At 47.6% G+C, this 14,985-nt stretch carries 12 protein-coding genes and 1 tRNA gene; 7 read left to right on the top strand and 6 right to left on the bottom strand.

Translation table 11 applies throughout. The features are described 5' to 3' along the window. Positions 1-20: 20 nt before the first annotated feature. Entirely contained in the window at positions 21-938 is a 918-nt protein-coding gene (locus OA238_RS14520) for an SPOR domain-containing protein (RefSeq protein ID WP_015495747.1), read from the bottom strand. Positions 939-1,161: 223 nt separating this feature from the next. On the opposite strand from OA238_RS14520, the gene OA238_RS14515 reads away from it, so the two are divergent. The 3 genes from OA238_RS14515 to OA238_RS30315 all read left to right on the top strand — a co-directional run bounded on the left by OA238_RS14515 (position 1,162) and on the right by OA238_RS30315 (position 3,585). After that, a tRNA-Ser gene (locus OA238_RS14515) sits at positions 1,162-1,251 on the top strand. 472 nt (positions 1,252-1,723) lie between these two features. Then, entirely contained in the window at positions 1,724-2,242 is a 519-nt protein-coding gene (locus OA238_RS14510; protein ID WP_015495746.1) for a hypothetical protein, read from the top strand. A 611-nt stretch (positions 2,243-2,853) separates the two neighbouring features. Next, a complete protein-coding gene (locus tag OA238_RS30315; protein WP_015495745.1) occupies positions 2,854-3,585 on the top strand; it encodes a DUF4145 domain-containing protein in 732 nt (243 codons plus the stop codon). A 405-nt stretch (positions 3,586-3,990) separates the two neighbouring features. On the opposite strand, the gene OA238_RS14500 is transcribed toward OA238_RS30315, so the two are convergent. Beyond that, entirely contained in the window at positions 3,991-4,470 is a 480-nt protein-coding gene (locus tag OA238_RS14500; RefSeq protein ID WP_015495744.1) for a YbjQ family protein, read from the bottom strand. A 349-nt stretch (positions 4,471-4,819) separates the two neighbouring features. On the opposite strand from OA238_RS14500, the gene OA238_RS14495 reads away from it, so the two are divergent. Next, the gene (locus OA238_RS14495) at positions 4,820-5,701 is read left to right on the top strand and encodes a DUF2167 domain-containing protein (protein WP_044036902.1); all 882 of its coding nucleotides are present in this window, start codon (positions 4,820-4,822) and stop codon (positions 5,699-5,701) included. A gap of 285 nt (positions 5,702-5,986) precedes the next feature. Here OA238_RS14495 and OA238_RS30310 read toward each other — a convergent pair whose 3' ends face one another. Beyond that, positions 5,987-6,157 (bottom strand): heavy metal-binding domain-containing protein, encoded by a 171-nt coding sequence (locus tag OA238_RS30310; protein WP_083906745.1) that lies wholly within the window; start codon positions 6,155-6,157, stop codon positions 5,987-5,989. A 705-nt stretch (positions 6,158-6,862) separates the two neighbouring features. On the opposite strand from OA238_RS30310, the gene OA238_RS14490 reads away from it, so the two are divergent. Both OA238_RS14490 and OA238_RS14485 read left to right on the top strand, forming a co-directional pair. Next, positions 6,863-7,417: a recombinase family protein gene (locus tag OA238_RS14490; RefSeq protein ID WP_015495742.1), complete on the top strand. Its 555-nt coding sequence runs from the start codon at positions 6,863-6,865 to the stop codon at positions 7,415-7,417. A gap of 192 nt (positions 7,418-7,609) precedes the next feature. After that, on the top strand, positions 7,610-8,095 hold the full coding sequence (locus tag OA238_RS14485) for a DUF2938 family protein (RefSeq protein ID WP_051076489.1): 486 nt from the start codon (positions 7,610-7,612) through the stop codon (positions 8,093-8,095). A 460-nt stretch (positions 8,096-8,555) separates the two neighbouring features. Here OA238_RS14485 and OA238_RS14480 read toward each other — a convergent pair whose 3' ends face one another. From OA238_RS14480 to OA238_RS14470, 3 genes are all read right to left on the bottom strand, one after another. Beyond that, positions 8,556-9,950 carry a primase-helicase family protein gene (locus OA238_RS14480; protein WP_015495741.1) on the bottom strand — a complete coding sequence of 465 codons (1,395 nt, stop codon included), beginning with the start codon at positions 9,948-9,950 and terminating at the stop codon, positions 8,556-8,558. A gap of 610 nt (positions 9,951-10,560) precedes the next feature. Beyond that, positions 10,561-11,802 (bottom strand): tyrosine-type recombinase/integrase, encoded by a 1,242-nt coding sequence (locus OA238_RS29065; protein ID WP_015495740.1) that lies wholly within the window; start codon positions 11,800-11,802, stop codon positions 10,561-10,563. Between the two features lie 844 nt (positions 11,803-12,646). Continuing rightward, the gene (locus OA238_RS14470; RefSeq protein ID WP_015495739.1) at positions 12,647-13,645 is read right to left on the bottom strand and encodes a LacI family DNA-binding transcriptional regulator; all 999 of its coding nucleotides are present in this window, start codon (positions 13,643-13,645) and stop codon (positions 12,647-12,649) included. 254 nt (positions 13,646-13,899) lie between these two features. On the opposite strand from OA238_RS14470, the gene OA238_RS14465 reads away from it, so the two are divergent. Further along, positions 13,900-14,937 carry an ABC transporter substrate-binding protein gene (locus OA238_RS14465; RefSeq protein WP_015495738.1) on the top strand — a complete coding sequence of 346 codons (1,038 nt, stop codon included), beginning with the start codon at positions 13,900-13,902 and terminating at the stop codon, positions 14,935-14,937. Positions 14,938-14,985 lie beyond the last annotated feature (48 nt).

The raw sequence follows: 14,985 nt of genomic DNA, 5'->3' as shown, positions 1-14,985 counted from the left end.
TGGGTTAGATGGTGAGGGGATTAGTTCGTGACAAAATAGGCGTCCTCAAAACCCTGCGCGTTGACCTGACGCAGCAATTCGGCGCGTTCGTTCTCGGAAGAAGCAGGGCCAACGATGACGCGCCAGAATGTGCGGCCTTGGTTCGTTTGTTCAAGCACTGTGGGCACAATTCCGGTGCCACGCAACCGATCAGCTGTGCCGCGTGCATTGTCTTCGACCGAAAAGATGCCGATCTGAATAAAGGCGCGATCAAGACCCGAGGCAGATGGGGCAGCGGTTGGGCGCGGCGATGGAACGGGCAGGGCAGTGGCCGGGGTCAGCGCTGCGGCTTCGGCGGCATCAATTGCTGCGGCAGCTGCTGCGATCGGGTCCTGCGCATCTAGGGGTGTGCTGTCGATAGGTGTGGCTGCAATGTCTGTTGGGGCTTCGAAATCAGCCGTCGGCATGGCTTGCGGCGCGTCGGCCACTTCTTCACGGCGTAGCGCGGTTACTTGCAATTGTGTTGGCGATCCTGCGAGCATTTCCAGCGTGGCGGCCGCATCAGATGAAACCTGTAAGGATGGACCTGGATTGTCGCGTTCACGGCTAAAAAGCGCCCCGATCACGAAAGTGCCGTTGGCTTGGTTGCGGATGATCACGCGCTCAGGCTCTGTGACGTCTGGATGGGCGACCCATACCCCGCCCAGCGACGGGCGACCGTCCCACAAACCAGCTTCGGTGACTTGAAATGCGTCGGGCGCTTCAACGTCACGTTCCACCAGTTGTACGCTTTGGGAGGGCGCGACTGTGACGACATCATCCGCACCGCCGCCCAAAGTTGGGAGTGCAAATTCTCCGTTTTCGTCACAAGCACTCAGCGCCAGTACCGTGGTTATCGCCAATGCCATTCCGAAATTCTTTTTTGATACCAATGATTTGCCTGAAAGTTCTCTTGCCATTGTTCGCCCTCTTATCTGCACCGTATTTTGCGGCGCTGTGCCCTTTGCGGGCTTGTTCTGCTCAGTCAGATCTGCCTGCAAACGCAGGCCTTTGTGCGACATTAGCTGCGCGCGCGCACCTTTGAAAGGCTTTGGTGTCATTTCGGCGGATTTCCTCTTTGATAAAAGAGCGTGCATAGGTCCTTTTAGAATCAATTGGCCCTGCTTAAAGGTATGTCTAAGCGGAGGCTTGGCAGAGTGGTCGAATGCACCGGTCTTGAAAACCGACGAGGGTGAAAGTCCTCCCAGGGTTCGAATCCCTGAGCCTCCGCCACAACCCTATAAGTCATATAAATAAGGGGATTGGCGGATGTCTACCACCTACGCTTATCACCTACATTGACCACCAACGTTGTCCTGAATTGTTTTTTGTAAAAATCTAGAGAAGTCGTGGGGAGCAATCCTTGGTGGCTAACATATTTTCTTATTTTGTAGATGACTCGGGATACCCCCCTGATCAAAATCGTTTGGGTGTTTTCGAGAGGGTCCCACGCCCCTTCTTAGGGAAGACCTATTGATTGCACTGATAGCGATCATCCAAAGCTTCTGTTAAAAGCATGGTGGGAAATTCATCCAGAAGCATTTTAAAGTTAGCGAGTACTTGAAATTCATTTTGTGCATTACTTTTAGTAAGTCCGGCAAGAAGTGTTTCTAGCTAGTCTGGGCCAGCTATTGTTGAGTTCGGTAGGGGAACGGTGTGAATGTACAGACTAACGTCAGCAGGTAACTCCAAAGGAGAAAAAGTAATGACACTAAGAACAACCATGACAACCCTTGCAACACTGGCAGTGTTTGCTACCACGGCACAGGCTCAGGACCTCCTGAACCAAAGTACATCCGAGATATTGACAGAGTTGAGCTATTTGCAGGGTGAAGTTGAGGCGATAGATATGACCTCCAATCAACGCAGTGTGGTCATTGAGGGTTTTACCCAAACGGCAGTCTGCAATGAGTTGACATTTGATGACTTCAAAGCCCTTGGCGCAATAGTTGACCTTGCATTTGGTAACATTGCTAATGGCGCAATGATGTCCTCAGTTTCTTCAAGAACGTATGCTGATAGGATGACACGGCCATGTGGTCTGGACGCAGTTGAAATGGACATACTAAAATTGTGGATATTTGCTATTAATAGGCAAATGGTCATCCGAGAAGGCATTGTGGAACGTGAAGCCATCCTGTTTGAACGGTTCATGGCGCAACGTGAGCCATCGGCGCTGGATGCGTTCATGGCCGATATTCTTGCATTGCCTGTTTTGGAGTAGAATATAAGTAAGGGCTTTGCCACTCAACTAGAGAACGCTAATATCCCGTTAAACGTATCAGCAAGACTTATGGGACATGAAATCCAAAACGAGACCTTTGGTCGTTACTCAGACGGCTTAGCCTTGGATGTACTACTGCAAGCCATCAGTCATGTAAGTTGGAAGTAACCCTAGGAACCGCCTTAAGCCCCTCACAGTGGTGTTTGCTTGGGTTATCAAGGGGAAGTCCTTAACATCACTCAGGGACGCCCTCTGTGGCTCTCAGATACCTCTGAATTGTTGTATGGCGTCACTTACACCCGATACATTAACCTAGAATGGCTCTGAGAGGCCCTGTGGGCGTCATACAGTGCGTATAGGGTATTTTCTAGATCAACGTCAGCAAATGAGACTTACGCGCTTCTACGGGGCTAATATCTGGGGTGGCACCCTCCGTTTGCGCATCCACATGGACGACGCAATCATAACGCGATAATCAGGTTTAACTACCCTGAGTGGATTGGAATGAGTTTATGACAACAAGACCCGCATCGATAAAACTGAAATCATTTGACTGCCCTCACTGCGGAGCCTTTTCGCACCACGCTTGGCGTGTCGTTGAGGCTAGCAGTATGGACGGGTCGATTCCTCAAGTATTTCTCCAATCAGAATTTCAAGACTTGGTGAGACAGGCGCAAAAATTACCGTCTCCAAAGCCGACCACACGAGGTCACACGCCAACAGAAGCAGAATTAGAAGCTGCGGAGATCAGGAAAAAATACGACAAGTCACGTATTCAATCGTCTGGCAAGCCATCTCTATCGAGGAAATTTTTTGGAAAAGCGAACGATACCATTTTAGAGAATGTTCATATAAGCCAATGCATATCGTGCCAAGACATCGCCATTTGGGTACACAGCACGCTGATCTATCCGGAGGCTCGAACTGCGCCTATGGTAAACCCTGACACGCCAAGTGACATCAAGGCTGATTATGAAGAAGCAGCACTGATCTTCATACAATCACCACGTGGCGCAGCGGCATTGCTTCGTCTTTGCATCCAAAAACTCTGCTGCGAACTCGGTCAAGAAGGGAAATCCATTGATAAAGATATAAAGGCTTTGGTTGCGAAGGGATTGAGCCAAAAGATACAAAGGGCACTTGATGTACTTAGAGTGGTTGGAAACGAGTCCGTGCACCCCGGCGAACTTGATATGCGGGATGACAGCCAAACCGCACTGAAGTTGTTTAATGTATTTAATCTAATTGTGAACGCGATGATCTCTGAAGAAAAGCTTATCAACGAGCTGTACGACGGACTGCCTGAAAATAAGGTCAAGGGTATAGCTGAACGAGATAGTTAACCCTGAGAACGACCCTTCTAGTCTTCTTTCGCCCGTACTACGTAACTTCAGTTTTTTACGCTGTCAGCCGCATCGCCGACCGCAAGATCAACCTGAAGTTCTACCCTCAAGTACATGATAAAAGAACAATTAGTTGATGACAAAGATCTGGCGTGGTTGTTATTGGCACGTGATTTCCGGGCGTCCGTTGAGGACTCGAAACGAGCCCTTTGCTGCTCCGACACAGCATCGCAAAGCGGAAGGTCTGCTTTCTCCCGTGATGAAATTAAGATTCGCGACTGCAGCGAACGTCTGGTTCCCGCCCAAAGTGCTGAATTCGTAGGAGCAAAACCATTTTTTTTATGTTGTCGCGCGATTTAGATATCTATGTCCGGCAAAACGTTTGGCTGTGATGGCTAAGCCCTGTCAGTCTTCGATCACTACAGCCGTTCCAGATGCTACCAACATGACCATATTACCAGCGGCACTGAGTTCTACATAATCAAGGTCCACACCGACAACAGCGTTAGCACCTACCTCAAAAGCTTCTCTCTTCAGTTCATAGAGTGCAGTACGGCGTGAGTCTCGCATAGTCTTTTGAACAGCCTCAGAGCGTCCACCAACAACATTTCTTACCCCAGCGAACAGGTCTTTGAACATATTCATACCGAACGCACATTCTGCTGTGACAATCTCAATGCGCTTGGTGATGTTGAGGTTGGGTGCTGTTTCGGTGGTTAGCATGATAGCGTCAATCTTGGCGTCCTGTTCTACCCTGTGCTTATGCAGTTCTACATCTTCGTCGCTTTGAGGCATGTGCTCGATTTTGTAGCAGGTAAGGCATATTCCCGACGCGGCGTAGTCTAAAAAACCAATCTTCTTATTGCACTTCTTGCATTGAGCCATGTCGTTTCACCTTCTAATTACTTGAGTGCTATATCTTGTAGACAGTTGCCCAACCAATGCCCAGCGCCCGTGCAATAGCACCCATACCAGCAGCTTTATGTTCAGGGTCTGGAGAGTTGTTTGTAAGTCCTCGGTTACTACAGCCATGATGTCTCGTAGGCGGCAACCGTTTGACCTCAGCTCCCATCCCCTTCACCGTGGTGATTGAAAAGAGGGCTTGTCTATGAATGATTCGCTTAATACTTGAAAACTAAGTGAGAATAACAACAATGACGATTACAAGAAATTTATAAATCCGCTTCAGCGATCAGCTAGCTTAAACTTACTAATTAACGAAGGTCAAAGTGAGATGCTTTCAAACAGATTTCTCAAAACGCTGCTACGAGAAAACATAATTTTCCTTGTAGTTTCATTTATGGCTTTCAGTTCTGGACCTGCCATCCTCTATGCTCAAGAGGTAAATCCATATGCTTTTATAGAACCGCTGACCGTATCACGCGGAAGACTTATGCCTTCATCCCAAGAGGCAATTAAGATGCCAAGAGAAGAGATGTGCGAACTGGTCAAAACAGAGTTTGGATGGGCTGGATGCGAAGAGGTAGATGTCATGGTGTTTCTGTTTACACCACAGATAGATACGCTGATAATAGACAAGCCTGATGCGTCTGGTTACGTCAAACTCGACGATTGGGATTCAGATGAACGCGAAGAAGTTATTTCTGATATTGAAGACTACCTCCGAGCATCGGTTGAGGAGCAGGGAGAAAGGATTGGACAGATTATTACCTTCGACGGATGGAGGGTATACCCAACCTTAAATACTGCCAAAAACTACATGTACTATGCTACCGATATTACTTGGGGTGGAGAACCCGTGACCAACGTTAAAGCCGTAGTTTTTGATCGGTATGGATTTATTACCTTCTCTATTATGCCCGTTGATTCAAATATGTCCGAGACACAAATAGTGACCACCATCAACGATGTTCTGGACAAATACGAGCCTAACCTGCTGGAAGGGTACTCGTCCTTTGTCTCTGGAGATAAAGTTGCAGCCGTCGGAGCTGTTGGCGTTTTGGCATCGCTTGTTGGTGTGAAATACGGGAAAGCTGCTGTGACCGGTATTCTGGTTGCTCTTGTGCTATTTTTGAAGAAAGCCGCTTTCCTTCTTTTACTTCCACTTTATTGGGTTGGAACTTGGATGATGCGGTTATTCAGAAAGTCTGAGTAACAAGAATTTCCCGTAAACGATGTTCTCCACTGGGATTGTGAACTTAATTTTTAGAAATAACGCGACATGGGTAGGTTTTGCATTTGCATCATCCGCGTGGTGGGATCAAAGCAGCGCTTACGGTTAAACCTATAGGGTGGCTGAAGAAGCTACTTGGGTAACTCAGGAATTTATTTTTTTTCCAGATAGGGTTTTGCTTATATTGTCGCGCGATGTGGATACCTGCCCTGAGCAGATCGTTTGGCTGTGATCTGGGGGTCCCACGATGTTGTCGGTGAAAGCTCATCAGTCTTCAATGATTACAGCAGTTCCAGACGCTACCAGCATGACCATGGAACCTGCGCCGCTCAGTTCTACATAATCCAAGTCCACCCCAACAACAGCATTAGCTCCAACTTCATAAGCCTCTCGCTTCAGTTCATAGAGAGCAGTACGGCGTGTATCCCTTTGGGTTATTTACAGTTACCATTCCTATTATGTAGCCTTTGGGGGATTGGTTGCGGCTAGTCTTTCGTATCAACACAAAAAGGTAACATTATGAGACTTCTTTTAACCGCAGCGCTCTTGATGACAGCAGCCTCTGGGGCAGCAATTGCAGAGGGACGCTATGTGACTACGGCAACACCTGCTCACCCTGGCGTCTTTATTACAGACAGCAAGACGGGTGCTGTTCGTTTCTGCCGTGCCGCAGGGGGTCAAACCATTTGCACTCCGTGGACTATGTAATGAGACTAGTTTTAACCGCAGCGTTTTTGTTTTCCGCTGGTACAGCAATGGCTAGTGATGGGCGTTATACGGCTACTGCGTTTCAGGATAATGCGTTCATCGTAATGGACACCAATTAGACGCCTTAAATCAACATGTGTATAGGCGTTTAAGCCTTATTAATAAGAGTGATGAGGCTGTTTTCAGAGGCGATTAGACGCCTAGACGCCTAGCCCTGATTTACTTTATTAATAACCTGTAAACTCTAGCAGCCTTGCCTCATATTTGAGTATAGCCAAGCCTCAATAAAGCCTGCTCATGTGATCCAACACCTGAGACACCTGTATTGAAGGTATTCTGGGCAGTTCTGTCTCAATAGCTTGCTCCACGGCTGATACAGTGTTAGTCTCAGATAAGCTTAAGAGGCTAATGATTCGTCAAATGGAGAGACAGTAGATGTTAATCGGATACGCCAGAACCAGCACCGTTGATCAACAGGCAGGGTTTGAAGCTCAACTAGTCGAACTGAAGGCATACGGCTGTGAGCGTATGTATCAGGAGCAAGTGTCTGCTGTTGCTACCCGTACCCAGCTTGATGCTGCTATTGATATCCTACGCATTGGTGACAAGCTGGTAGTAACGAAGCTGGACCGTCTGGCGAGATCAGTCGCTCATATGGGAAACATACTAGAAGAGATTGAAGCCAAAGGCGCTGGCTTGGTTATCTTGTCCTTAGGCTCAGAGAGAGTTGATACATCAACTGCAACAGGCAAGCTCATACTCAACATGATGGTGTCTGTCGCCCAATTTGAGCGTGAGATGATGAAGGAAAGACAGGTCGAAGGCGTCAAAAGAGCTAAGGCTGAAGGCAAATATAAGGGCCGTGTCCCAACAGCGATGAACAAAGCTGATAAGGTGAAAGCGTTGGTTGAGGCTGGTGTTGATCGTCTGAAGATACAGGAGCAACTGAACATATCGAAGGCTTCATATTACAGGTGCTTGTCTGTGTAAGTTATTCTCAAGGCGAGAACCCTAATGAAACATATGTTGACTGATTATCGTCTAAGTAGACGTCCTATTGAACACATCGACCAACTGCTACCGTGGAACTTAAAAGTTTGACGCTAAACCTACATAATAGCGCTTGTCTTTTGTCTTAAACGCTATAATGGATTTTAATAAATTATTGAAACGGTGATAAAAATGCTGATGAGCACAACCTTAACGATTATTACAGTAAGCATTTTTTCTGTCGCTGTTATGGATGTTTGGCAACGCTTATATCATCGTTTGGGAGGTTTACCTCCTACTAATTGGGCGATGGTTGGGCGCTGGTTACTTGCTACAGTCAACACTCATAAAATCTTCGGTCATCAATTGCAGAAAATTACACCGTATCCGCGCGAGACTATGATTGGCTGGGTTTTCCATTATCTTATTGGGATGATGTATGTGATTGCATACATAGCTCTCTGGAAAAACGTGGGAATATTGACCCCTACTTTTCTTGATGGTTTGATCTTCGGTATCGTGAGTGTAGCCGTGCCTTGGTTTTTCTTTATGCCAACTATGGGGGCTGGGGTATTAGGCAGTAAAACACCACGCCCAGTTTTGGCCTGCCTATCAGCGCTTGGAGTACATGCAGTGTTTGGAGTTGCTATTGCTTTATCGCTTCAACTGTCACAGTAATTTATAGGTGCATAAACTCATAAAAAGGCCCATGCCTATAGGTCGTAGATTCCCAAAACTATTTTGAGTTCTCGGAGAGCAGTAAGGCAACAAAAACCCCTTACGTGTAATGATCTCTAGGCTCAAATAACCGAGGAATAGCCTTACTAGACCACTGGTTATTGCATTGGGATAATATCGCTTTGGTAGTCTAAGCCCTGCCATTGCCACAACAGGAACACGGTCTGGTCTGAGTTGATGAGAAGCCCTGAGGCATAAATCGGGAGGGAGTCTCAGTCTTAATGAAAATAGGTGATGAGAAGAATGAGAAATTGAGAAATCACTACAATATCACTTATTTACAAAGACATACCACTTCTCTTTGAGTGAGAAGACATTGAGAAAAGTGAGAAATTACTGGGTAGTGGTATAAGGCCACCAGCATTTAAGCCAGCAGCCCTACAGTGGGAATTATGGTAGGTTAATCAGTCTTAGAGCAAATAGGGTGCAATTGGCCCGTTTTACCTTTTTTCTTCATTACGTTAATGTTCGTTCCGTTAGTTTTACCACGCTTATAACCACAGTCCGCCAGACACTTTTTCACAACACCTGACCCAGCCTTGAAGTGACTAGACAGCCCAGAAATAGTGTAACCTTGGTTTTCATTCTGCTGCCCTAACCAAGTAAGTATAGCTGTTGTGTGATCTTCATTCGCATCGGTCTTGCAGGTCTCGTAGAACCAAGGGCTTTTCCAAGCTTGTGCAGGCAGGTCTTCTGTAGCCACCAAATACTTGAGATACTGACCCACCTCTGAATAGCCCCCATCTCTGAGCCAAGGTACGAATGTATCGTATAACCACCCTGCGGTATCTTCACCGTCTACTTCATGAACCATGTATGGCGATACTAGCCATCGTCGCTCTCCCTCAGGATAGCTCATGGGCACTTCTTCATTGGAAAGCACTACAACAGAAAATACTGGCTCATCTGTATAAGGAGCAAGATGCTTCGGATTTACAGCTAGGGTTGGCTCAGTAGTCATATTCTTCAGGCGATCATAAAAGACTTGTCCACGGTCATTTACTTCATCAAATACGATCATCAGGCGTTCGGTCAGAAGTTGTGCAGCATGATCGCCCTTGAGATTGTGGGGTAGGATTTGGACGTAGTTAGATGCACCAGCAAATGGTTTAAGTATCTGGTTTGCAATAGTTCCTTTACCTGTCCCGTGACCACCACGAAGCACTGGGCCCCACATAGGACGCTGATCGCTAAACAGACTAAAGGCGAGCCACAGTTCAAACTCCTTGATGAACCGTTCTCTGTCTGGGGTCCTATTGGCTATACCATCAAGGAGGAACTCATTGGTTGGGTCTTCTTGAACAGCACTGAGGTCGCTCGCTAGTTCACCATGAAAGACACGCTGGAGAAATGCAGCCCATTCTGGTGGTTTACTAACAACAGAACCATCCTCGGGGATTTCTGGGACAGTGAATAAGACTTCTGCCTTCCGCCACGTATTACGAAAGAGGGATTTGTCATCTTTGAGCCAGATAGGTCGGTTTGGAGCGTAAACAGGGTGTGGGATTGCAAGTAGATTGTCCTGCCAGCCAAAGCTCATTTCATAAGCTGACAGCAGCGACTGCTCGACCTCGAGAGGTGTGGTTGTGACAGTACGGTGTCCAGTGTCGTGGCGGATAACAGAGCGGCCATTCCCATCCGATTGAAGATAAGTTTTCTCACTTAAGGCTTTGATAGTATCCCCATCCAACTGCTTCCCGAACTTATTATCCAAGCGGTCAAATGCTAGGCTCATCCCGTCTGACAGGTGCGAATATGGAGTGTCATCTGTGTACGTATTGTTCTTTTTGGTCATTTTACTAGTTTTCCTTGATTATGGGTGGACACGCACAGGCTCTCACAGGCCACATGAGGTTGCTCAGGACGTGATCTATATTGGGATGAGTATGGGGTAGGATGGGGACGCTAATGACGCTGTAGGGACGCGTTGAGAGAGCCGTAGGCACGACAAAACAATAACACTGCAACCAATTAGGGTTGGCAACGATAAGGTTATATGGATTTTATCCAGTGAGGGTGCTGGAAAGCACAGGTCTTAGTAGCGACAAAGATTCGCTGCCTGCCAAATTGAGATAATTGCGAGTTCATAAATTACAATAGTTTAATGTAAACTTAATCAGATATTTCAACAATTATCATAATAACTCATTGTTACTAAACAGAGGAATTTTAGTGAACTCGGAGCGAGTACTGGTAAAAATACTGTGTATTCTACAGCACTAGAGTAGGTGTTTAGTCTTGAGGTTTAGTAAGAGCGATTGCACATTAAGTAGTTGATCAGACTAATTATACCATATGTTGTATGTGATGCAGCATTATACATCTATATATTGTTTAATTTTCTCCAGCCAAGAATATCAATTACAGCCTGCAGGTAGAGTATCACAGCAGTGCGCTGGGCAACTTTAATGCCAAGAAACCTTGCTTATGGCACCCACCAAGACAGAGAAATCGACGCCACCAGAGTAAAGACCATAGGTCATCGTGTTTATCTCATGGCCAAGCAATCTAGCAGAGATGTTTTCTGGTACACCATTGGTCTCTAGTTGCCTTGCCAGCCCCTTCCTAAAGGAATGAAATACATAATCAGAGCCGTAATTTAGACTATGCTTCAGTCGTCCAAACCTCTTTCCAATAGCATTGGACCTGTCTCCATATTTGTTAAATGTTAATCCAGAAATAAGAAATCCATCGCTAGATTCCCTAGCTAAATCTGCAACAAGCTTAGAGACATCTTTGTGAATTGGTATTTCTCGCCAGCCAGCTTGAGTTTTAGCGTCTTCAATCACAAGCCTGTCTTGCTTCACATTGCCTAGTTTAAGGCTGCAAAGTTCTTCAATCCTACAACCAGTATGCGCGCCAAGCCTGATAAGGTCTGATAGGTGCTTGTTGTTTTTAGATGCTGCCGCGAGAAGCCTCCTGTAGTCCTCCACTTCGAAGCCTTTGCGCTTAGGTTTGGCTGAACGTCCCGTCTTTTTGTTTGGAACAACATCTGTAAATGGAGATGAATCCTCTAACCCTCGATGCCTCATCAACCACTTCCAGTAGGCTCTGCAGGCTGAGATTATACGTCTTGCAGTGGCTTCACTTAGGCCCCGTTTTTGCAGGAGTTCAGTATCGACCCATTTAACAACTTTGTGCCAAGTAGCATCTGAGGCAAACCTAAATTCTTTGCAGAACTCTATAACGTCGCGTCGCTGCATGTCCCTTGTCTTCTGGGCAAGATGTTTGCTGCTTTCCTGCCACTCATCGAAGTACTCTGTAAGAAGGAACTTTTTGCCAAAGGCGATATCGTGGACTAGTACCGCCTCCTTATGTTTTTCTGGCTCATGTTTCCAATGAGGCAATACATCAATCGACATATCTTTGATTTCGTTTTCAGTCCAACCATCTTTGCGATGAAATTCTATATGACTTCTATGCAGAGCTACCGCACCCTCTAGTGAGCTGTCATCGCCAGTCCTTACAGCCACAAAAAGGCGCTTCCACTGGATAATTAGAGGTAGAACCCTCTCTTGTGCAATCGTCAGGCTTTGGGTGCTTAGCGTTTGCTTAAAGCGTGTCTTACCTAGCTTACCCTTAAGGGCTTTGGGTACCTCTAGAACGGCATACCAACCCTGACGTTGCTTTAGTAAATATCGGGGCATACAAGTCCTCCACTGAAGTGACGTTACCACCTACGCAAACCACCTACAATACAGACTTATTCCTCATAATATAAGGGTTATAACTTAATATACCTACATGGCGTAGTATCCCTGAGCCTCCGCCACGTAAGCAGGTTAAGTGTTTGTTTTTATTGATTTTTATGATAAGATCCAATCCATACCCACAACACTACCCACAATGAAACATCAGATCAAAACAGAGTTAATCAGGGGTTACTGTACCCAACCATTACGGTTCAGCTGCAATTGGCGCTAGGGGACCCCCCTATCGTAGGGCCCCGCCCCTCGGACCACGGCCCTTTAGTATTAGCCTTGTAAATTCATTCAGGGGTAATTTTGTTCTGAGGCCTATGACATGGATCGTCAGTCCCGTTCCACGGCACCCGCGCAGCGCACCGCGGTCCGGTATGACTTGACCCAATCCTTCCAACTGTCAGACAGCAGGACCATGGAACCCTGCCAGATGGCTGCGTTATGCATTCCTTCAGGCACAGCTTCCGGGACCGTTTGTGAGCGGCTCAGTGCCCTACAGATATCATAGATGCACTTGGAGGATGGAGCACGGCCGGTGTTGGCAGCAGCTATGGTGATGGGTTTGAGTTGAGCCAGAAGTCCCCGTGGATGAGCGAGTTATGACCAGTCAGCATTAGCAGGTACTTCCTAGGGCGATAGTGACAGATGCTGCGCTATGCACATTTCGACGTGAAGGGCGGGAACCAGACGTTCGCTGCAAACGCGAGCCAAGAAGGGGTTAGCCTAACGAATTGAGGTTGCTGAAGAACAGAGACTCGTTCGCATTCGTCTGACGGCACTTCATTTTATCCTAAAAGACGCGCAGCTTACAGGGCACCAAGATCTGCTGGTTAGTACTGTTGGGATTACCTATCAATTCAAAGGCTTTGGTCAGCATTGTTGTGACGTCTTGTTCAATCATACCTACATTTCCTGGTAAAAAAGATCCGAAAGGGTCCCAGTCAAAGCACCCGTATCTTACCAACTCAGAGTTGCTTTCAAGCTTGCTGTGCCAGCGCACAATGCCCTCTAGTGAAATTGTCGAGTTCACGAATAGGCCTGTCGGTCCTTCTGGCACACAGTTTTCTAATACTTTTGCTGCGCTCTCAGCGGAATAGCCGGTCGACATGATATGGGTTTCGGGAACTGAAATTCCGCGATCCCGATGCGCTGCCATAAAGCCAGCTAAACGCGCAGCCGTGTTGTGGTCTGACAGCCGTCCACCGACGAAACGCAATGGTCCAATCCAGTCGAGATCCTGTGCGCAACGATCAAGGATGAGTTGGGTAAGTTCCAATGCCGCAGCATGATTGTCCGAAATCACCGAAGGAGCATTTTTGCCGGGAAGATCAAGGTTGATCGACTGAACGCTTGATGCTGTGCAAAATGCCGAAATACGATCTGGGTCGGTTGTTCCGGTCGAGATCAGACATTCTGCTTGATAGGAGATGAGTTCTTTTGCGGCCTGAAACTCCAAGTCGGGGTCACGCTGTGTACAGGTGACAACTGGGAAAAAACCACGCGCGCGCGCCATGGCCTCGAACTGCTCTGCAATCTCACCAAAATAACGATTGTCGTATTTGGGGACGATCATACCTACGATGTTGGATCGTTCCCGTCGCAACAGACTGGCTGGAACATTGACGGAGTAGCCTTGTTCCTCTGCAATCTGCATGACCCGCTCGAATAATTTTCGGCTGATTCGCCGCTTCTCCCAAGTTCCGTTGAGCACGGAGCTCACCGCACTTGGTGAAACATTTGCAAGCTTTGCAATGTCATAGATCGTTGTTCTCTTTGACTCTTTGTCCATCTTTTATTGTGCGATCCATTGTTCAATCTAAATGTTCATTCAAATTAACTTGACGCAGTTCAACCGATGGAGCAACCTTGCTCAATCGATGGTGCAAATATCACCGTTGACTGCGTATTCTGCGTGATGCGCTGGGAAGAGTTTGAATATTTGGCCATTTTCGATCCGTGGAGGCGGATTGCGACTAGTCGTTCGTCTCTTCTTGGATGTCACTCTCCGCATGGGCGGGCGCGAATTTGTTTGGAGGAACAATAATGAAAACGACAACATCACTGGCGGCGGCATCAACGCTTGTCGCAACCTTGTTTGCTACTGCAGCCACAGCGCAAACCGTAGCCTTTCTGATGCCGGATCAGGCGTCTACACGATATGAAAATCATGACTGGCCAGGCTTTGAGGCCGCGATGGGAGAACTTTGCCCTGACTGCACGCTGATCTATCAGAACGGCAACGCGGACGTTGCACTGCAACAGCAACAATTCAATTCTGTTATCGCGCAGGGTGCGACTGTAATTGTGCTTGACCCAGTGGATTCCGCTGCGGCCGCCGCATTGGTTGAAATTGCCCACTCGCAAGATGTTAAGGTGATTGCATATGATCGACCAATCCCAGACTCGCCTGCGGATTTTTATGTATCGTTTGACAACGAGGGCATCGGCTTTGCCATTGCGCAATCGCTCATCGACAACTTGCAAGCCCAAGGCGTTCCCGAAGGCGCGGGCGTTTTGCAAATCAACGGGTCACCAACTGATGCTGCTGCTGGTTTGATCCGTGATGGTGTGGATCGTGCGCTGGACGCGTCACCGTACGTGACCCTGTCCGAATTTGACACGCCAGATTGGGCTCCACCAAAAGCGCAGGAATGGGCTGCAGGTCAGATCACCCGCTTTGGTGGTGATATCGTCGGCGTCGTGGCTGCAAATGATGGCACCGGTGGTGGCGCAATCGCAGCGATGAAAGCCGCAGGGGTGGACCCAGTTCCACCGATCACAGGCAACGATGCAACGATTGCGGCACTTCAGCTGATCATTGCGGGTGACCAGTACAACACGATTTCAAAGCCATCCGAAATCGTTGCTGCCGCCGCGGCTGACATTGCGATGATGCTGATCAACGGTGAAACGCCTGAGGCGACATCGACTCTGTACAACACGCCGTCACAGTTGTTTGTGCCAGCAGTTGTTACGCAGCAAAACATCAAAGCAGAAATCTTTGATGCTGGCATTCAAACTGCTGCAGATGTTTGCACGGCGGAATATGCCGATGCGTGCGACGCACTTGGCATCGAGTAACCTAAAACATGCGGCGCCGGATTACCTGCGCCGCATACCGTTTTATTG

Origin of the sequence: Octadecabacter arcticus 238 (assembly GCF_000155735.2) — a bacterium.
Classification (GTDB): Bacteria; Pseudomonadota; Alphaproteobacteria; order Rhodobacterales; family Rhodobacteraceae; genus Octadecabacter; species Octadecabacter arcticus.
This window is presented reverse-complemented; position numbering and strand designations above follow the sequence as displayed.